We start from the raw sequence: 19,831 nt of genomic DNA on the forward strand, positions 1-19,831 counted from the left end.
CAGAAAAACAGCGCTATGAACAAAATTGTATTCGTTGAAGATGACCAGGATGTGGGCGAGCTGATTGCTGCTTACCTGAATCGTCATGATATTGAAGTGATTGTTGAGAGCCGTGGCGATCGGGCAGAAGCGACGATTGCGGCGGCCCTGCCAGATTTGGTGATGCTGGATATTATGCTGCCCGGCAAAGATGGCATGACGCTGTGCCGTGACTTGCGCGCCAGTCAAAGCTGGTCTGGCCCCATTGTGCTGCTGACCTCACTGGACAGCGACATGAATCATATTCTCTCTCTTGAAATGGGCGCTAACGACTACATCCTGAAAACCACCCCGCCGGCTGTGCTTCTGGCCCGTTTACGGCTGCATCTGCGTCAGGCTGGCAGCAGCAGCCAGGGCGATGAGATTGCGCCTAAGGTTGCGGGACAGAATGCGCTCCGTTTTGGCACGCTCTCTATCGATCCGGTCAACCGTCAGGTCACGCTTGGCAGTGAGGTCGTTGCCCTTTCCACCGCCGATTTTGACCTGCTGTGGGAGCTGGCGACGCATGCTGGCTCTATCCTGAATCGCGATGCGCTGTTAAAAACCTTGCGCGGCGTCAGCTACGATGGCATGGATCGCAGTATCGACGTGGCCATCTCCCGACTGCGTAAAAAACTGCTCGACAGCGCCACCGAGCCTTATCGCATCAAAACTATCCGCAACAAAGGCTACCTCTTTGCTCCCCATGCCTGGGACGCCCTATGAAAAAACTGTTTATTCAGTTTTATCTGCTGCTGTTTGTCTGCTTTCTGGTGATGGCAATGCTGGTTGGCCTGGTCTACAAATTCACTGCCGAACGGGCCGGACGTCAGTCGATGGACGACCTGATGAAAAGCTCGCTCTACCTGATGCGTAGTGAACTGCGTGAGATCCCGCCGCGCGACTGGAACAAGACCATCGATAATCTGGAGCTGAATCTTTCGTTTAAGCTGCATATTGAACCAATGAGCAAATATCAGCTTCAGCTTGATGCCGTTACTTTGCGGCGCCTGCGCGCCGGGGAGATAGTGGCGCTGGACGATGAGTACACCTTTCTTCAGCATATTCCCCGCAGTCATTATGTGCTGGCGGTAGGCCCAATCCCCTATCTGTTTTTCCTGCATGAGATGCGCATTCTCGATATCGTGCTGCTGGCCTTTATCGGCATTTCGCTGGCGCTGCCGGTGTTTATCTGGATGCGGCCGCACTGGAAAGATATGCTGCGGCTGGAAACGGCCGCGCAGCGTTTTGGCCAGGGGCATCTTAACGAGCGCATCCATTTTGACAGTGCATCCAGCCTGCTGCGGCTCGGGGTGGCCTTTAACCAGATGGCGGACAATATCAACACCCTGGTGGCCAGTAAAAAACAGCTGATAGACGGGATTGCTCATGAGCTGCGAACGCCGTTGGTGCGTTTACGCTACCGGCTGGAGATGAGCGATAACTTAACAGAGGCGGAAGCTGCGGCCCTTAACCGTGATATTGGCCAGCTTGAGTCGCTGATTGAAGAGCTGCTGACCTATGCGCGGCTCGATCGGCCAAAAGTCGATCTTAACCTTCAGTCTCTGGATCTGGCCGAATGGCTACAGGAGCGGCTCGACGATATCCGCACCCTGCACCCTGCTTTCGCGATTGAACTTGATATGCCGCAGCGGCATAACACAGGCGTTGCCGATACGCGCCTGATGGAACGCGTGCTGGACAATCTGGTGAACAATGCGCTGCGCTACGCCAGTGAGCGGCTGCGCATCAGCCTCTGGTTTGATGGCACTACCGCCTGCCTTCAGGTAGAGGATGACGGACCAGGCATTCCTCTGGATGAGCGGGAACGGGTGTTTGAACCCTTTGTCCGGCTCGACCCCAGCCGTGACCGCGCCACCGGCGGGTGCGGTCTTGGTCTGGCAATTGTTCACTCTGTCGCTCAGGCCTTTAATGGTTATGTGTTAATAGATGCCAGCCCGCTCGGCGGCGCCAGCGTTCGCTTTTGCTGGCCTGTTGATTTACCCTTATCATCCTCTACAGGCGCTGCCTGACAGCGCAAAAAACTTTACAGGGAGCCTCATGTCAACTGCCTACGCTAACTTAACCCGTACCTTTACCCGCCTTTCACGTTTTGGTCATCTTTCCGCCATTGCCGGCTGGGATATGATGACCATGATGCCCCCCGGCGGCAGCAGTGCCCGTGGCGCTGCGCTTGCTGAACTCAGCGTGTTGCAGCATGAAATTCTGACGGCAAAAGAGGTGGGAGAGTGGCTGAACGAAGCTGAACAGGCTTCTTTAAACGACGTGGAACGCGCCAACCTGTTCGAGATGCGTCGCGCCTGGCAGCAGGCCTCGCTGCTTCCCGCTTCGCTGGTGGAAGCGAAGTCGGTGGCGGGTTCGCGCTGTGAACACGCCTGGCGCCAGCAGCGCCCCGCCAATGACTGGCAGGGGTTTTCAGAGAATCTGAAAGAGGTGGTAAAACTCAGTCGCCAGGAAGCGGAAATCCGCGCTCAGGCCAACGGCTGCTCGCGCTACGATGCCCTGTTAGATATTTTCGAGCCGGGCATGACCAGCGCGAAGCTGGATAAAACCTTTGGCGATATCAAAGCCTGGCTGCCAGATCTCCTGCAACGCATCGTTGAGAAACAGGCGCAGGAAACCGTGGATGTCCCGGTGGGGCCTTTTGCCGTGGAGTCGCAAAAACAGCTTGGCCTGGCGATCATGAAGCAGCTGGGTTTTGACTTCAACGCCGGGCGGCTTGATGTCAGTGCGCACCCCTTCTGCGGCGGCGTGCCGGAAGATGTTCGCATTACCACGCGTTACAATGAGAATGAATTTATCAGCGCCATGATGGGCGTGATCCACGAAACGGGCCACGCACGTTATGAGCAGAATCTGCCGAAGCAGTGGGCAGGCCAGCCGGTTTCCCTGGCGCGTTCGACGGCAATCCATGAATCCCAGAGTCTGTTCTTTGAAAAACAGCTTGGACGCAGCGCCGATTTCCTCAGCCTGATCCTGCCGCAGGTGAAGCTGCTGATCGGCGACGGCCCTGCGCTGGAAGAGTCTAACTTTATCGCTCTGAATCAGCGGGTGAAGCCGGGCCTGATCCGCGTCGACGCGGATGAAGTCAGCTATCCGGCCCATATTATTCTGCGCTATGAAATTGAACGTGCGCTGATTGCCGGTGACATTGAGGTCGACGACATTCCTGCCCTGTGGCAGGAGAAAATGCAGACGCTACTGGGGCTGGATACCACAGGCAACTACCGCGACGGCTGTATGCAGGATATTCACTGGACCGATGGTGCTTTCGGCTATTTCCCGACCTACACGCTGGGCGCTATGTATGCCGCACAGCTGTTCCAGGGCGTGAAAAAAGCGCTGCCGCAGGTTAACGAACTGCTGCGCGAGGGCAACCTGGAGCCGGTGTTTGAGTGGTTGCAGCAAAACATCTGGCAGCACGGCAGCCGTTTCAGCACCCGTCAGCTGATTGAGAATGCAACGGGTGAAGATCTCAATCCCGCTTATTTCCGCCAGCATCTGGAAAACCGCTACCTTAACGGTCATTGATCCCCCTTCAGAGCAGGCATTCTGCCTGCTCTTCCCGGTTGTACAATCCGTTACACGCCGATACCAATCACTCACTGAAAGCCCTCATGCCTTCCCCTATAGTTGCTCTACCGGCCCCGCAGTGGGCTGATACATGAACTAAACATTTGAGGGTTTTGCAATGAAAAAATTATTTGCTCTGGTTGTAGCCGCTGCAATGGGTATCTCTTCAATGGCTTTCGCTGCGGAGACCACCGCTGCACCAGCCGCGTCTGCCACTACCTCTGCGCCGGCAAAAGCGACCGTACACCACAAGAAACACCATAAAGCTACCGTCCAGAAAGCGCAGGCAGCTAAAAAGCACCACAAAAAAGCCGCCAAAAAACCTGTAGATCAGAAAGCCCAGGCAGCTAAAAAAGTGCACCACAAAAAAGCAGCTAAGCCAGTAGCGCAGAAAGCTCAGGCCGCTAAAAAAGTACACCAAAAGAAAGCAGCTAAACCAGTAGCGCAGAAAGCTCAGGCTGCTAAAAAAGTTCACCACAAGAAAGCAGCTAAACCAGTAGCGCAGAAAGCTCAGGCTGCTAAAAAAGTTCACCACAAGAAAGCAGCTAAACCAGTAGCGCAGAAAGCTCAGGCTGCTAAAAAAGTTCACCACAAGAAAGTGGCTAAGACCGCCGCTGCGCCTAAAGCGTAATTAATGAAGCGGGAGCCTGGCTCCCCCCTCAACATGATTTCATTCAAACACCCGGATTATTCCGGGTGTTTCTTTCCTGGAGATCGGATGATGGTACGCCGCTATTTATTCGAAATTATCCTGGGCTTTATGATCGTCTGTGGGGTTATTGCCGCCAGCTTTTATCTTTAACTTGCGTAGCGTGCTGATATTCCAAATTAAACTCCCTTTTTTACCGCTATCCGTCTATAGTTATGATCACTTCGTGGTTAACCCTTACTCTTCATTCTCCACTCAGAGAGAAACATGCGCCTGACAGCTGTTTTTTTAATTGGATGCTTAGCCTTTTCTTTTTATTCCCATGCTGACGATGATGATGAAAGTCCGAGCGAAGCTGATGTCAAAACGCTCTTCTTTGGTCACGACGATCGAAAAGCGGTTGCTGATACCGCCAGCCAGCCCTGGGAGGCGATTGGACAACTGGAAACCGCCAGCGGCAACCTCTGTAGCGCCACGCTGATCTCAGCCCACCTGGTGCTGACTGCCGGCCACTGCCTGCTGACCCCGCCGGGTAAAATCGACAACGCTATCGCCCTGCGCTTTATTGCCACCAATAAAGGCCACTGGCGTTATGAAATTCATGATATTGAAACGCGTGTCGATCCTGAACTGGGCCACAAGCTGAAAGCGGATGGCGACGGGTGGATTGTGCCCTCTTCCGCCGCCCCTTACGATTATGGCCTGGTGATATTACATAATCCGCCCTCTGGTATTACCCCGGTCCCGCTGTTCGACGGCAGCCGCAGCGATTTAACTGCCGCGCTGAAAGCACAGGATCGTAAAGTCACCCAGGCGGGCTATCCGCTGGACCACCTTGAAACGCTCTATTCCCACAGCAACTGTCTGGTGACCGGATGGGCGCAGAAAGGCGTACTGTCGCATCAGTGCGATACGCTACCCGGCGACAGCGGCTCACCGCTGTTGATGCAGGTGGATAACGTCTGGCAGCTGATTGCGGTGCAAAGCTCCGCCCCGGCGGCGAAAGATCGTTATCAGGCGGACAACCGCGCTATTGCCGTCACCGCGTTTCGCGATAATCTCGAAGCGTTAGCGCAGGAGTAATCCCCGACGCGGCGTGTAATGCCGCCGGAGGGTGACCATAGCGCGCCGGATTACCCGCGCAGCATGTCAAAAAGGGCAGCAGATATAAATCTGCTGCCCTTTTTATCAACAACAATTCAGCGTTCGGTCACACCACGATCTCATCCATTGCCTGCTGGATGCGCTTCTCTGAAACCGGATAAGGCGTACCCAGCTGCTGAGCGAAGTAGCTGACGCGCAGTTCCTCAATCATCCAGCGGACATCTTTGACATCTTCATCCTCACGGCGAACCGGCGGCAGCTTGTTGTACCAGGTGTTCCATGCCTGCTGTATATTCTCTACCTTCAGCATTCTGGCACGATCGCTGTGCGGATCGACCGGCAGCTTTTCCAGACGACGTTCAATAGCGTTCAGGTAACGTAGCGTATCGGAAAGACGCTTCCAGCCGTTCTGAGTCACAAACCCTTTGTAGACCAGGCCGGACATCTGCGCTTTGATATCAGAGAGCGCCAGCGCCATGGTCATATCCACGCGCCCTTTCAGCCGCTTATTGATGTTGAAGACCGCCGTCAGGATCTGTTCCACCTTTTTCGCAATATCAACCACGGTGTCATTCAGCTCTGCCCGCACTTTTTCATGCAGCGCTGCAAAACCAGCTTCCTGCCAGCTTGGGCCGCCGTGTTCGGCAATCAGCTTATCCACGCCGCAGGCGATGCAGTCATCAATCAGATCCAGCACCTTGCCGTAAGGGTTAAAGTAGAGTCCCAGCTTGGCTTTGTTCGGCAGTTTTTCATGCAGATATTTAATTGGCGAAGGAATATTCAGCAGCAGCAGACGACGCTGCCCCCGCCACATCGCTTTTTTCTGCTCGTGCTCTGAATCAAACAGCCGGATCGCTACGCTATCCTTTTCATCCACCAGCGCAGGCCAGGCCTTGACGCTGTAGTTACCCCGCTTCTGTTCGAAATGATCGGGCAGATCGCCAAAGCTCCAGATATGCAGCCCGCTCTGTTCCAGCCCATCGTCCGCCACCAGCGACAGCGTCTCCTGCACCTTACCTTTTAACTGCAACTTAAGTGCGGCAAGGTCGCGCCCTTCATTCAGCTTGCGGTTGTTTTCATCCACTACCCGGAAGGTGATTTTAAGGTGATCGGGCACCTGATCCCACTGCCACGCCTCGCGGTCAATGGTGATGCCGGTCATGCGGCGGAACTCGCGCTCCAGCGCCTCCAGCAGCGGCAGCGCCATCGGCGTCACGCGGCCTAAAAATGCATCCGCATAGTTAGGGGCGGGTACCAGGTTACGGCGAACCGGTTTCGGCAGGGATTTGATCAGGGCAATAATCAACTCACGGCGCAGACCGGGGATCTGCCACTCAAAGCCCCCTTCTTCCACCTGATTCAGCAAGGGTAGCGGAATATGCACCGTCACCCCATCCGCATCCGTTCCCGGCTCGAACTGATAACTCAGACGCAGTTTAAGATTTCCCTGCTGCCAGAAGTTGGGATAATCGAGCTTGCTGACATCATTTGCGCCCTCTTTAATCAGCATCTCTTTAGCGAAATTGAGCCGCTCCGGCTCTTCGCGGCTCGCCTGTTTCCACCAGCTGTCGAAATGGCGTGCCGAGACAATGTCTGCCGGAATACGCCTGTCGTAAAAGGTATACAGCGTCTCATCATCTACCAGAATGTCGCGACGACGGGATTTATGCTCCAGCTCTTCCACTTCCTCACGCAGTTTAAGGTTGGCGCGGAAAAATGCGTGGCGAGTCTGCCAGTCGCCTTCCACCAGCGCATGGCGAATAAACAGCTCGCGGGATAAAACCGGATCGATCTGGCTGTAATTGACTTTGCGGGCGGCAACAATGGGCAGACCATACAGCGTCACTTTTTCACTGGCCATCACCGCGCCCTGAGCTTTTTCCCAGTGGGGTTCGCTGTAGCTGCGCTTAATCAGATGCTGGGCGACTGGCTCAATCCATTCCGGATCGATGCGGGCGGCAATACGTCCCCACAGCCGGCTGGTCTCGACCAGTTCCGCCACCATGGTCCATTTAGGCGGTTTTTTAAACAGCCCGGACCCCGGAAAAATAGCAAAGCGGGCGTTACGCGCGCCGGTATACTCCTGCTTATCGGCATCTTTTTGCCCGATATGGGAGAGCAGCCCGGTAAGCAGCGCCGTGTGCACACCACGGAAATCTGCTGGCTCACTGTTTAGCGGAATTCCCTGCTCACGCACAACCTGCCGCAGCTGAGTATAGATATCCTGCCATTCACGCACGCGCAGATAATTAAGGTATTCCATCTTGCAGAGGCGGCGGAACTGGCTGGAAGAGAGCGCCTTTTGCTGCTCCTGTAGATAGTTCCACAGATTCACGAACGACAGAAAATCGGACTCTTTATCCGCAAAGCGGGCATGTTTTTCATCAGAGGCCTGTTTCTTCTCTGCCGGACGTTCGCGCGGGTCCTGAATTGAGAGGGCCGCAGTAATGATCATCACCTCCCGCGTACAGGCGTAGCGCTGGGCTTCCAGCACCATTTTGGCCAGACGGGGATCTACCGGTAGCTGCGCCAGCGCCCGGCCCGACGCGGTTAACTTGTAGTGCTGATTTTCACTTTGGGTAATAGCGCCCAGCTCTTCCAGCAGCTTGACGCCATCCTGAATATTGCGCTTATCCGGCGCCTCCACAAAGGGAAACGCGCTGATATCGCCCAGGCCCAGCGCGGTCATTTGCAGAATGACCGAAGCCAGATTGGTGCGCAGGATTTCCGGGTCGGTAAACGCCGGACGATTATTGAAATCCTCTTCTGAATAGAGACGAATACAGATCCCTTCAGAAACACGGCCGCAGCGCCCTTTACGCTGATTAGCTGAAGCCTGGGAAACCGGTTCAATGGGCAGGCGCTGCACCTTGGTGCGGAAGCTGTAGCGACTGATGCGCGCCGTTCCCGGATCGATAACATACTTGATGCCCGGCACGGTCAGCGAGGTCTCTGCCACGTTGGTAGCCAGCACGATACGCCTGCCGGCATGGGACTGGAACACGCGGTTTTGTTCGGCGTTCGATAAACGGGCGTAGAGCGGCAGGACTTCCGTATGAGCCAGGTCGCGACGGTTGAGCGCATCGGCAGTATCGCGAATTTCGCGTTCGCCGCTCATAAAGATCAGGATATCGCCGCGGCTCTCTTTACCCAGCTCGTCCACCGCATCAAAAATTGCCTGTAGCTGATCGCGATCGGTATCATCAGCCTCTTCCACCACGGGCCGGTAGCGCACCTCAACGGGGTAAGTTCTGCCGGAAACTTCAATCACCGGCGCATTGTTGAAATGTTTAGAGAAGCGCTGCGGATCGATGGTCGCAGAGGTGATGATCACTTTTAAATCGGGGCGACGCGGTAACAGCTCCCGCAGATAGCCCAGCAGGAAATCGATATTCAGGCTGCGCTCGTGCGCTTCATCGATAATGATGGTGTCGTACTGCATCAGCAGCCGATCCTGCTGGATTTCGGCCAGCAGAATACCGTCGGTCATCAGCTTGACCTGGGTGGTTTCACTCACCTGGTCGTTAAACCGGACTTTATAACCAATGCAGCCGCCGAGGCTGGTCTCCAGCTCATCGGCAATGCGATCGGCCACCGTGCGGGCAGCCAGGCGGCGCGGCTGGGTGTGGCCAATCAGCCCGGTGATGCCTCTGCCCAGTTCAAGACAAATTTTGGGTAACTGAGTGGTTTTACCTGAGCCAGTTTCACCGGCAACAATCACCACCTGATTATCACGAATGGCGTTCGCAATATCCTGTTTCTTCTGGCTGACCGGCAGGTTTTCCGGATAACGAATCACAGGCGTTGCTGCACGACGCTGTGCTACCCGCTGTTCAGCCAGGGTAATTTCTGCTGCCAGCTCGTCAGCAATGGCCTGTAAGGCGGCTGGCCTGGCTTTTTTAGCCCCGTGCAGGCGCTTCAGCAACCGCTGGCGATCGCGCAGCATAACTGCGTCCAGACGGGGAAAGAGCGTGGCAAGGGGCGATGGCGGTGTTATCGACATAAAATTCAAAACTCGCTAATTGCCGGGCGTGCGGCAGACGATGGGGATAAAAATTTTGCCTATTGTAGCACAGACAAACACTTAGCTCTGGCTCTGCGCGGGTAAGCTTGTTCAGTAATTTCGAACATAGGCCTCAGAATATTGCACTATCACTGAGAATCAATTATCCCTAGAGTGTAAAGCATTGAGCGGAACACCTTTCGCATACCAAACAGGAAATTAACATGAGCAAAGTTTTAGTTCTGAAATCCAGTATTCTTGCCGGTTACTCCCAGTCAAATCAGCTGGCGGACCACTTTATTGAAGAGTGGAAAGCAGCGCACGGCAGCGATGAAATCACCGTACGTGACCTGGCTGCAAACCCAATCCCGGTTCTGGATGGCGAGCTGGTTGGCGCACTGCGTCCTTCAGATGCCACGCTGACACCACGTCAGCAGGAAGCGCTGGATCTCTCCAACGAGCTGATTGCAGAACTCCAGGCTCATGACACCATTGTTATGACGGCGCCGATGTACAATTTCAACATCCCAACGCAGTTGAAAAACTACTTTGACTTGGTTGCCCGTGCTGGCGTGACCTTCCGTTACAGCGAAAACGGCCCTGAAGGCCTGATCACCGGTAAGAAAGTTGTGGTGATCTCCAGCCGTGGCGGCATCCATAAAGATACCCCAAGCGATCTGCTGACCCCTTACCTGAAGCTGTTCCTGGGCTTCCTGGGTATGTCCGACGTGCATTTTGTCTTCGCTGAAGGCATTGCTTACGGTCCGGAAGTGGCGACCAAAGCGGCTAACGATGCCAAAGACGTTCTCAAGCAGATCGTTGCAGCTTAACGCCAGCTTTTCAGAGAAGCAGCCCAGTGGGCTGCTTTTTTATTGCTCTTTTTGCAACCACTGCCCGTTAATGCCCCGTACATATTCCCCGGCCGCTGCCCGTTCAACCAGCTTTTGCCCTGCTATCCTGGCGACCGCCGCAGTGGTCATATTATTTCGCTGTGCCAGCGTCTGATATTGTTGCTTACGTCCCTGATTAATGCGATCTACCAGCTCCAGCGTCTCTTTGTCCTGCTTCAGCGGCGCTATATAGCCCGTTAGCGTTTCACCTACCCGCCCCTCAGCCCGCGCTTCATCCAGGTTCAGAGCCAGGGCTGCCGGAGAGAGTAGCAGCAGCGCCAGCAGGAGACTTTTTAATTTCATGCTGGCTCCTCAGAACAGACCGCTCTGGTTCTTTAACAACGCCTCGACATCCTTATCAACTTTGATATGGATCTCATGTTCAATCTTCACGTTCATATTGATGGTGATAGGCTCTTTCGGTGCCGCTACTTCAATACGCGGTACACAGCCGCTCAGCAGCAATATGCCGGCAGGCATCAGCAGGCTAATGCGTTTCATCAGTCGTTTCCTTTTGCGTCGGCAGCGTGGCATTTTGTTCCACCCAGGATTGCAAATTATCGCCAAAGCGCAGGCTGCGCCAGAGCTGAAAGAGGTTTTCCTGCTGCGTGTAATTCAGCGACACGCGCTGGTTTTTATCACTGAAGCGGCTGGTGCCGTTGACCTGCGCCTTCATGGTCATCGCCCCAAGATTATCAATATCTATCGTCGCCCAGCTGCGCGAGATCTCCATATACCGCAGCCAGTCCATCGCGGCACCGGCGGCAATGCTGTTACTGGCGATGGCGTCCGCGAAATCTTTATCCAGCCGGACGGTAAGCGGCCCGTTATTAGCGATCCAGCCATCTTTAATCAGCCAGCGAGAATTGTTCAGCCAGAGCGGCATCGCGCCGTTGATATGCCCGGACATAGCAATCTGCTTGGGTTTCATCGCCGTCACCAGCTCACTCATGCTGATATTGTGCAGACGCAATGTCGCCGCTTCTCTCTGGGGCATTTGCAGACTCTCCATACTGAGCTGCCCGCCCAGCACATCGACGGAGACGTTGCTGAGCCGCAGTGGCTCTCTGGCATTCCAGGGATACCAGCCCTGTAAATCAGCAGTGATATCCTTCAGCGCAAACTGGTTCTTCACCTCTTTGATGCGCAGCGAAACCGGCCCTTTTGCGCCGAAATACCACTGGTGCGCCCGAAGCCGGAACGGCAGCGAGAAATCAATACCGTTAATTTCATTGTCCGGCATCCAGACGCTGCCCTCACTGACTACCCAGTGCCCGCCCGCTTCGAATCCCTGATCGGCGGCGGCGGAAAAAGCGACCTGCGCTTTAAGCTTGCCACCCTGAATTTTCATTTTAAGATCATCACTCAGCAGCGGCTGGAAAACGCTCAGCGACTGTTCCGGCCACCAGCCCTGACCACGCAGGCGCACCCCATCCCAACGCCCTTGCAGGCGCACCGGGCCAATCTCCTGAGCCTGAAGCGTGCCGCTATAAAGAAACGCGGCAGGATCGCGCCCTTTCAGGTTAAGGCTGAGGGTAGCGGGCGGTAAAAAACCGCCGTTGCTGAAGGTGGTTTGCTGCGCATCCAGCCGGAATTTACCCGCAAAGGCCGGGTTTTCACTCCCACGTTGCCAGTGAACCGGTTCTGCCAGACTCAGCCGTGGCGCCCGGACGTTAACGCTGCCGTAACTTATCTGGTCAAAGCCTGTGGAAAGGGATACAAGCTCAATCAGTGACCCTTCCCAACGGCCCCGGCCACTGACATCCCATTTGGCTGCAAGCGGCGCCATATACCCCTCGCCCCAGTAGCGCCAGCCCCATTTGCCTTTATCGGGCCAGAAATCAGCAGCGCGACCATCCAGATGCAGCCTGAAACGGCCCCACTGCGGATCGTGAGCCGTGAGGATTGCCTGTAAACGGCCAGTAATTCCCGCCGAAGAGAGTGTTACCCCCGCCAGCGGCCAGCGGGCTTCATCAACCTCCAGCGTGGAGAGCAGACGACCACGCAGCCGCAGCAACGCGCCAGGCTTGAGTTGCACTACCGGGTCCAGCAGCGGGCCTTGCAGCTCGCCGGGCAGACCGGCATAGAATTGCAGCAAAGCGAGTTTGCTCTCACCGGTCAACCGAAAGGGTAGCTGGCTCTTCTGCCAGTCAAGATGGCCAGGCCCCAGTGAAAGCACTACGTTTCCTTTCCCCCCACGGCCCTGAGTCAGTACGTTCAGTCGCCCGGTTATCTCTGTTGCCGGGATGCCCTGCTGCCAGTTTTTCAGGGCCAGGGTAACGCCGCCGGAGAGAGGCTGGGACGCATACGGCCAGCGCCACTGGCCCTGCTGGATCAGGATCTGCTGCTCATCAGCCTGCCACGGCAGGCTGACCAGCGGCCTCTCATCCCCCTGCTCATGGATAACCAGTTCTCCCGCCTGCTGTTGCCACTCCAGGTCAACACTCAGGGGAGCGGGAACACCCTGAAGGGTCATTTTTCCGTTCAGTTTACCGCTATCAGGTAACGTGTCAGGAATAGTGGGTAAGCGTAACGTACCGGCAATAGTCACAGGCTCAGGAACCCCCGGCAGGTTAAGGGTTAGCGTGTTCAGCGCCAGCGTCTGACCATGAAGCTGCGCGTCCAGCACCAGATTATGGCTGCGATAGTGCAGCGTTTGTTGCTGATTATCGGTGCTTAAATCGAGCGCACCAGCCCAGGTTTGCCAGGGGGAGATCGTGAGACGAGTGATGGCAATATCCGCAGCGGGCAGCATTGCCTGCCAGTCAGCCAGGGTGCGCGGCGTACCAGGTTGTTCGCCGGCCGGGAGCTTGCTGGCACAGCTGCTCTCTATGGCCACGCTGCCAGCCTGTAGCGCCCAACGCCCCGCTTTACGCCCTAATGAGAGATCGCGGATATCGGCCAGTTCGCACTCTGCCACCAGGTACCGCAGGCCCGGCAGCGTCAGTTTACCTGACCGCCATTGCGGACTCCCCGCCATCACCACAGAGGTATTAGCAGGTAACCACAACCCCACCAGCCGGGGCAGCCAGTGAGGCACAGTCAGCAGCAGAGCGGCGAGCGATAGCACCACGATGACCAGTATCGCAGTGACGACTCTCCAGCCACGTGAGAGGCCAGTCAACATTCAGTTCCATCCGTGAAGAGCAGAGAATGAAATGATGGCATGGAATCCCCCGCTGGAGAAGTTTTTAACCGATAATCATAGATCTGCACAAATCTGCGCGGCGACAGCCAGCAAGTCCCCGCTTGTTATGAAATATTGTTACTATGATGGAAGTAGCATTCCCTTACGGTGACAGGAGAAAGAACATGAAACTTGCGGTATACAGTACCAAACAGTATGACCGGAAATACCTGGAGCAGGTCAATGGGCAGTATGGTTTTGAACTGGAGTTCTTTGACTTTCTGCTGACCGAACGCACAGCGAAAAATGCCGTGGGCTGCGACGGCATCTGCATTTTTGTTAACGATGACGCCAGCCGGGTGGTACTGGAGGAGCTGGTCGAACTGGGAGTGAAATTTATCGCCCTGCGCTGCGCTGGCTTCAATAATGTCGACCTTGTGGCCGCAAAAGAGCTGGGTATCAAAGTCGTTCGCGTGCCAGCCTATTCGCCAGAGGCAGTGGCAGAGCATACCGTGGGCATGATGATGACCCTTAACCGCCGCATTCATCGTGCTTATCAGCGTACCCGTGACGCCAACTTTTCTCTGGAAGGATTGATCGGGTTCAACATGCATGGCCGCACCGCTGGCGTGGTGGGAACCGGAAAAATTGGTCTTGCCACGCTACGTATCCTCAAGGGCTTTGGCATGCGCCTGCTGGCATTTGATCCATACCCTAACCCCGCCGTGCTGGAACTGGGCATTGAATATGTCGATATCCATACCCTGTTCAGAGAGTCCGATGTGATCTCTTTGCACTGCCCGCTCACGCCGGAAAATCACCATTTGTTAAATATGGCCGCGTTCGAACAGATGAAAGATGGCGTGATGATTATTAATACCAGCCGGGGCGCGCTGATAGATTCCCAGGCGGCAATTGACGCGCTGAAGCAGCAAAAAATTGGCTCGCTGGGAATGGATGTCTACGAAAACGAGCGGGATCTCTTCTTTGAAGATAAATCGAACGATGTGATCCAGGATGATGTTTTCCGTCGCCTTTCAGCCTGCCATAACGTGCTGTTTACCGGGCATCAGGCTTTCCTGACGGCGGAAGCCCTGACCAGCATTGCTGAAACGACGCTGGAAAATCTTAAACAATTAACAACCGGTCAGCCCTGCCAGAACGATCTGACTGCATAATTTGCAGAATGCTGGCCGGTTACTCTTCTGCCGGCCGGTTTAGCGGGCGCAGGTACCGCCAGCCAGCGCGCTTTCACCACAGCGACGGCCATTGGCTAACTGACACATGCCCACGGCGCTGCCATCCAGCTGGCGGGAGAGAGCTAATGTTCCCCCCGCACTGGCGCAGGTGCTGGCGGCTAAATCTGACATCACAACACGCGGTGGCACGTGGGCGCTGGTTGCCTGTTGCGGCGGTTCGTTGTCGGTTTCACTGCTGCTGCAAGCGGACAGCAACAGCGCACAACCCACAAGCAGAAAGGTCGCTGCTTTCATCTCTTCTCCGGGAACGGTAATTATGCAGAAAGCCAGCATAGGCTACGAACTCAGGCGGGTCGAGAGCTGTCACGAATATTTACCAAATTAAAAGCTCAAAAATAGCAATAGCCAGACGTCTCATTTTTTCCCCGGGCAAACGTAGCCTGTAAAACACCCCTTTTTCAAAAGGTTAAGCCATGGCGCTCACCTGACTCTTTTCAGCCAGCCGCAACGGGTTAGCAGCGCTGATGCTGTGACGTTGTCACGTAATGCCGCCTTAATGTTTCTGTTTTTCTGCTGCAAGCGGCATGGCTCTCTTATTCCCGCCCTTTTTATCCCTCTGAGAGAAGAGACTACCTGAAGTGATCTGGCGTTTATGGCATGATGCCATTAGTGAGGTGCAACGAAAGGCTCGTTCCGGCGCTTACAGCCCGGACGGTCTGACGCTGACGCTATCCTGCCCGGTTACAGGGCCGATTTTCGGCCTGGATATGCAGAAACGAGAGGGAGAAGTCGATGAGCGATAAAACAATTCTTATTGTGGCGAAGTTTACCGCCAGGCCCGGTAAGGCTGATGAGTTAAAGAAAGTGCTGAACCACGGCGTGAAGCCTGCCCGTGAAGAAGCGGGCTGCCTGCATTATGACCTCTACCGCAGCGTGGAGGATGGTAATGTCTTTCTGTTCCACGAAACCTGGCGCAATGCCGAAGCGGTTGAGATCCACGGCAGTCAGCCGCATTTCCAGACGCTGATGGCTGATGCGGAACCTCTGCTGGCCAGAGCGCCGGAAGTCCATAAAATCTGAGCGACCTGATAAAAAAAGGCCAGACAAGCTGGCCTTTTCTTATTCTGCTGTCGCAGGGGTTACTTCACTAACCGGGCGCGGCACGATTTCCCTTTGATTTTGACCTGCTGCAACTGCTTCATCACCTGACGGGCGCTCTCCTGGCGGATAGCCACGTAAGCCTGAGTGGGGGCAATATCAATCTTGCCGATCATTTCACTGCTTAATCCCGCTTCACCAGTTAATGCACCGAGAATATCTCCCGGCCGGATTTTGGCTTTTTTACCGCCGTCCAGGCTCAGGGTCACCATCTCCGCCAGCAGCGGCTGTGAAGCCACAGACTTCAGCTCAGAGACGCTGTGCCAGCTCAGCTTCTTCTGCAAATAATCTTCCAGCGCATGGGCACGGCTCATCTCGTCGGGTGCCACCAGACTGATAGCAATCCCCTCAGCTCCCGCGCGGGCAGTACGCCCAATACGGTGCACATGCACTTCCGGATCAAAGGAGAGCTGGTAGTTCACCACCATCGCCAGCGCTTTAATATCAAGACCACGTGCAGCAACGTCAGTTGCCACCAGTACGCGACAGCTGCCGTTAGCGAAGCGGATAAGCACCTGATCGCGGTCACGCTGCTCTAAATCGCCATGCAGCGCCAGCGCGCTGATATTCTCTTTTTCCAGAGCATAAGCAACGTCATCGCACTCCCGCCGGGTATTGCAGAACACCACGCATGAAGTCGGTTTGCGGTCGCTGAGTAAGCCGATAAGCGCCGTCAGCTTTTCACGCGGACCCGCTTCGTAAAAGCGCTGCTCAATAGCGGGAAGATCGGAGACCACATCGGTTTCAACGGTGACAGGGTCACGTTGAACCGACTGGCTGATTTGCGCTATATCCTGCGGCCAGGTAGCAGAGAACAAAAGCGTCTGACGGGACGGCGGACAGTGACGAATAATCGCATCAATATCTTCGCGGAAGCCCATTTCCAGCATCCGGTCCGCTTCATCCAGCACCAGAGTGGTAATCTGACCTAACTGCAACGTTTCACGTTTCAGATGATCAAGAATACGGCCGGGCGTCCCCACCACAATATGCGGCGCATGCACCAGCGAGTCACGCTGAGCGCCCACAGGCTGACCGCCACACAAGGTTAAAATTTTAATATTCGCGGTGAAGCGCGCCAGACGACGCAGCTCTTTTGCTACCTGGTCGGCCAGCTCACGCGTCGGGCAAAGCACCAGCGACTGCGTGACAAACTGGCTGACATCAATGCGGTGCAGCACGCCAAGACCGAATGCCGCGGTTTTGCCGCTGCCGGTTTTCGCCTGGGCGCGAACGTCTTTCCCTTCCAGGATGGCGGGCAAAGAAGCGGCCTGGATTGGGGTCATGGTGTGGTAGCCCAGCTCGTTGAGATTGTCGATCTGGCTGGCTGGCAGGGATGTCAGGGTTGAAAAAGCAGTCACAAAATACTCTCTGATAAAACCGGCGGGCGGAATGGCGCTGAGTGTAGCAGAAACCACGGTTCCCCGTTACTGCCGGGCAATTAACGGGAACACCGGCATGGCCCAATGCCAGCCGGTGAGACAGGGCTAAAGATTGGTTACGTCGATATACAGGGCTTTATCTATATTGCTGGAAGAGACCGTAGCTTCCGTAAAGGCGTACTCTTCCCGGTCACCCTCTCTCTCCAGCGGCAGGTTAACAAAATCGAACAGGTTGCGGTCCGCAAGCTGGCTGGGGCTGACGTTCTGTATGGATTTAAACACGCTTTCCACGCGGCCCGGCTCTTTTTTGTCCCATTCGCTCAGCATCGCTTTGATCGCCTGACGCTGTAAATTCTCCTGAGAACCGCAAAGGTTGCAGGGAATAATAGGGAACGCTTTATGTTCCGCATAGGCGATGAGATCTTTTTCGCGACAATAGGTCAGCGGGCGTATCACCACATTGCGGCCATCGTCAGAGCGCAGTTTCGGCGGCATCGCTTTCATGCGCGCGCCGTGGAAAATATTCAGAAACAGCGTTTCCACGATATCGTCCAGGTGATGACCCAGCGCAATTTTGGTGGCACCAATACGTTCAGCAAAGGAGTAGAGCGTTCCACGGCGCAGCCTTGAACAAAGGCCACAGGTGGTTTTCCCCTCCGGGATCTTCTCTTTCACCACCGAATAGGTGTCTTTATCCACGATGTAGTAAGGAATATTCAGACGTTCAAAATAGTCAGGAAGAATATGCTCAGGGAAGCCGGGCTGCTTCTGATCAAGGTTTACGGCAACCACATCGAAATGGATCGGCGCAACCTTCTTCAGATTCAGCAGAATATCGAGCATAGCGAAGGAGTCTTTGCCACCGCTCATGCAGGCCATCACCACATCATTTTCTTCAATCATGTTGTAGTCGATAATGGCGTTGCCAACATTTCTCCGCAGACGCTTTTGCAGTTTATTGTATTCCAGCGATTCTTTTCTTGTATCTGTCTGATTCATAGCTACTTCTCGTGCCGCCAGGTGATGTAGATGGCTTGTTTAACCCTGTATTGCCGGGGAGTATACGGGTTTTTACGGCAGGTTGAAATGTTCAGCGCTGGCGGCCAGCCTGAAGGAGCAAGGCAACGCTGGCAGTGATGAGGGGAATAAAGGGGACGCATCCCCTTTTCTGGCCGTCATAGTGTTAACACCGTCGTGAGATAACGGCTACATATGAGGCGGCGGGTCGAGAATCGGATCCGGATCGCCAGGCGGTGGATCGGGCATCGGCTGCGGTGTAGGAATCGGATCTGGAATGGGAAGCGGATCGGTGGGGATGGGGTCAGAAGCCCGCGTGATATCCATCATATTGGCAGTTAACATCTCTTCCTCCTCAGATAAAGCATGAATCTAAAGCATAGGCACCTGAACCATCGCTGGCAAATGGACAAAAAAAAGCCGGGAAACCCCGGCTGTTACGAATCAAATGTGCTATGCAGTAATTCAAAAAAGGAAGTAAGACAATGTGGAGCGCAACGCCCATCGCTTGACGTTGCATTCACCTGCGGAAAAGAGTTTCCCGCATTGCGGCCCTGGAAATATTGATTTTGGTCAGTTTCTGGAAAGGTTTTTTCACTCTTTCTTGCTTTGCTCACAACCATTTACGTCGCCTTAACCACCATGCAACACCAAGCACCAGCGCGACCAGCAGAAAGCAGAAGGTGCCAAAGCCATACCGCCAGTTTCCGCCAGGGATGCCGCCCAGATTCACGCCAAACAACCCGGTGAGAAATGTGGTGGGCAGGAAAACCATCGCTAAAAGCGACATGGTGTAGGTTCGGCGGTTCATCGCCTCCGCCATGACCGTACTGATTTCATCAGCCAGCACTGCGGTTCTTGCCACGCTGGCATCCAGGTCATCAAGCCCTCTGCCCAACCGGTCTGCCACATCCTGCATGCGGCGGCGATCATCATCGCTCATCCACGGCAGCCGTTCGCTGGCTATCCGCGAAAAGACATCCCGCTGTGGCGCCATGTAACGACGCATGATAATAAGCTGTTTACGGATCAGAGCGAGTTCGCCGCGCGGTGGTACCTGCTGTTCCACTACGGCATCTTCCAGATCGATGATTTTGTCGTGCAGCTCTTCAATAAATTCACTGGTATGTTCGTTGAGGGCGTCACAGACCTCCACCAGCCAGCTACCGCCGTTAACCGGCCCGTTACCGTTTTGCAGGTCCGTCAGCACTTCATCAATCGCAAACACTTTGCGCTGGCGCGTAGAGACTATCAGCTTGTCGTTAATGAAGACCCGGATAACCACCAGCTGATCGGGACGCGACTCGCTGTTCAGATTGACACTGCGCAGCGTAATCATGGTGCCATCGCCCAGACGGCTGACGCGGGGGCGCATGCTGTCGCCGCCCAGCGCATCACGCACTGAATCGGGTAGCAGCGGCGTGCTGGTCAGCCACTCTGCACTTTCACGATGGGTGTAGTTGAGATGCAGCCAGCAGGGCCGATCGCAGTTAATGACATCTTTGTCATCAATAGGGATTAAGCCGCCCTTCCCATCCAGCTGGCAGGAAATAATGGCGTCTGAAATCTGTAAAGCTTTACCTGCAATAACGTCCACACCTGCTCCGCATTTAGCATAATCAATGTCATACAGTCTAGCCTGCTGCGGGTCTGAAACAAAACTGGCAGATGCGAGTAACGGTTATAAATA

General features: G+C 55.0%; 19 protein-coding genes. 10 read left to right on the forward strand and 9 right to left on the reverse strand.

The features are described 5' to 3' along the window. Positions 1-15 precede the first annotated feature (15 nt). The 6 genes from rstA to AAH450_RS05580 all read left to right on the forward strand — a co-directional run bounded on the left by rstA (position 16) and on the right by AAH450_RS05580 (position 5,344). Complete coding sequence (gene rstA / locus AAH450_RS05560) at positions 16-744, forward strand: two-component system response regulator RstA (RefSeq protein WP_342909290.1); 729 nt, start codon at positions 16-18, stop codon at positions 742-744. Next, positions 741-2,051: a two-component system sensor histidine kinase RstB gene (gene rstB, locus AAH450_RS05565; RefSeq protein WP_342909291.1), complete on the forward strand. Its 1,311-nt coding sequence runs from the start codon at positions 741-743 to the stop codon at positions 2,049-2,051. Before rstA ends, rstB begins: the two co-directional genes overlap by 4 nt. Positions 2,052-2,079: 28 nt before the next feature. Next, entirely contained in the window at positions 2,080-3,570 is a 1,491-nt protein-coding gene (locus AAH450_RS05570) for a carboxypeptidase M32 (protein ID WP_342909292.1), read from the forward strand. Between the two features lie 160 nt (positions 3,571-3,730). After that, positions 3,731-4,243 carry an acid resistance repetitive basic protein Asr gene (gene asr, locus AAH450_RS05575; protein ID WP_342909293.1) on the forward strand — a complete coding sequence of 171 codons (513 nt, stop codon included), beginning with the start codon at positions 3,731-3,733 and terminating at the stop codon, positions 4,241-4,243. 90 nt (positions 4,244-4,333) lie between these two features. After that, the gene (gene ydgU, locus AAH450_RS21090) at positions 4,334-4,414 is read left to right on the forward strand and encodes a small membrane protein YdgU (RefSeq protein ID WP_463322711.1); all 81 of its coding nucleotides are present in this window, start codon (positions 4,334-4,336) and stop codon (positions 4,412-4,414) included. Between the two features lie 114 nt (positions 4,415-4,528). Beyond that, a complete protein-coding gene (locus AAH450_RS05580; RefSeq protein ID WP_342909294.1) occupies positions 4,529-5,344 on the forward strand; it encodes a trypsin-like serine peptidase in 816 nt (271 codons plus the stop codon). A gap of 127 nt (positions 5,345-5,471) precedes the next feature. Here AAH450_RS05580 and hrpA read toward each other — a convergent pair whose 3' ends face one another. Continuing rightward, positions 5,472-9,368, reverse strand: a complete 3,897-nt coding sequence (hrpA, locus tag AAH450_RS05585; protein ID WP_342909295.1) for an ATP-dependent RNA helicase HrpA — start codon at positions 9,366-9,368, stop codon at positions 5,472-5,474. Positions 9,369-9,592: 224 nt separating this feature from the next. Between hrpA and AAH450_RS05590 the strand changes: the two genes are divergently transcribed. Next, complete coding sequence (locus tag AAH450_RS05590; protein ID WP_318790231.1) at positions 9,593-10,198, forward strand: FMN-dependent NADH-azoreductase; 606 nt, start codon at positions 9,593-9,595, stop codon at positions 10,196-10,198. 39 nt (positions 10,199-10,237) lie between these two features. On the opposite strand, the gene AAH450_RS05595 is transcribed toward AAH450_RS05590, so the two are convergent. The 3 genes from AAH450_RS05595 to AAH450_RS05605 are packed head-to-tail and all read right to left on the reverse strand — an operon-like array spanning position 10,238 to position 13,385. Further along, positions 10,238-10,561 carry a YdbL family probable chaperone protein gene (locus AAH450_RS05595; protein ID WP_342909296.1) on the reverse strand — a complete coding sequence of 108 codons (324 nt, stop codon included), beginning with the start codon at positions 10,559-10,561 and terminating at the stop codon, positions 10,238-10,240. Between the two features lie 9 nt (positions 10,562-10,570). Then, positions 10,571-10,759: a YnbE family lipoprotein gene (locus tag AAH450_RS05600; RefSeq protein ID WP_041692015.1), complete on the reverse strand. Its 189-nt coding sequence runs from the start codon at positions 10,757-10,759 to the stop codon at positions 10,571-10,573. Continuing rightward, a complete protein-coding gene (locus AAH450_RS05605) occupies positions 10,746-13,385 on the reverse strand; it encodes a YdbH family protein (protein ID WP_342909297.1) in 2,640 nt (879 codons plus the stop codon). Before AAH450_RS05605 ends, AAH450_RS05600 begins: the two co-directional genes overlap by 14 nt. A gap of 185 nt (positions 13,386-13,570) precedes the next feature. Between AAH450_RS05605 and AAH450_RS05610 the strand changes: the two genes are divergently transcribed. Then, entirely contained in the window at positions 13,571-14,563 is a 993-nt protein-coding gene (locus tag AAH450_RS05610; RefSeq protein WP_342909298.1) for a 2-hydroxyacid dehydrogenase, read from the forward strand. A 39-nt stretch (positions 14,564-14,602) separates the two neighbouring features. Here the strand turns inward: AAH450_RS05610 and AAH450_RS05615 are convergent, their stop codons facing one another. Continuing rightward, complete coding sequence (locus AAH450_RS05615; protein ID WP_318790235.1) at positions 14,603-14,878, reverse strand: putative hemolysin; 276 nt, start codon at positions 14,876-14,878, stop codon at positions 14,603-14,605. Between the two features lie 344 nt (positions 14,879-15,222). On the opposite strand from AAH450_RS05615, the gene AAH450_RS05620 reads away from it, so the two are divergent. Both AAH450_RS05620 and AAH450_RS05625 read left to right on the forward strand, forming a co-directional pair. Next, positions 15,223-15,387, forward strand: coding sequence for a hypothetical protein (locus tag AAH450_RS05620; RefSeq protein WP_318790236.1), 165 nt, complete (start codon positions 15,223-15,225; stop codon positions 15,385-15,387). Beyond that, complete coding sequence (locus AAH450_RS05625) at positions 15,377-15,664, forward strand: putative quinol monooxygenase (RefSeq protein WP_342909299.1); 288 nt, start codon at positions 15,377-15,379, stop codon at positions 15,662-15,664. The genes AAH450_RS05620 and AAH450_RS05625 overlap by 11 nt, the downstream gene beginning before the upstream one ends. Before the next feature lie 59 nt (positions 15,665-15,723). Here the strand turns inward: AAH450_RS05625 and dbpA are convergent, their stop codons facing one another. From dbpA to zntB, 4 genes are all read right to left on the reverse strand, one after another. After that, entirely contained in the window at positions 15,724-17,103 is a 1,380-nt protein-coding gene (dbpA, locus tag AAH450_RS05630; RefSeq protein ID WP_342909300.1) for an ATP-dependent RNA helicase DbpA, read from the reverse strand. A 126-nt stretch (positions 17,104-17,229) separates the two neighbouring features. Further along, the gene (gene ttcA / locus AAH450_RS05635; protein ID WP_342909301.1) at positions 17,230-18,123 is read right to left on the reverse strand and encodes a tRNA 2-thiocytidine(32) synthetase TtcA; all 894 of its coding nucleotides are present in this window, start codon (positions 18,121-18,123) and stop codon (positions 17,230-17,232) included. A 207-nt stretch (positions 18,124-18,330) separates the two neighbouring features. Next, a complete protein-coding gene (gene ynaL / locus AAH450_RS21095) occupies positions 18,331-18,486 on the reverse strand; it encodes a proline-rich small protein YnaL (RefSeq protein ID WP_463322699.1) in 156 nt (51 codons plus the stop codon). A gap of 268 nt (positions 18,487-18,754) precedes the next feature. After that, positions 18,755-19,738, reverse strand: a complete 984-nt coding sequence (gene zntB, locus AAH450_RS05640; RefSeq protein ID WP_342909302.1) for a zinc transporter ZntB — start codon at positions 19,736-19,738, stop codon at positions 18,755-18,757. Positions 19,739-19,831 lie beyond the last annotated feature (93 nt).

It is taken from the genome of Erwinia magellanica (assembly GCF_039023495.1).
Classification (GTDB): domain Bacteria; phylum Pseudomonadota; class Gammaproteobacteria; order Enterobacterales; family Enterobacteriaceae; genus Erwinia.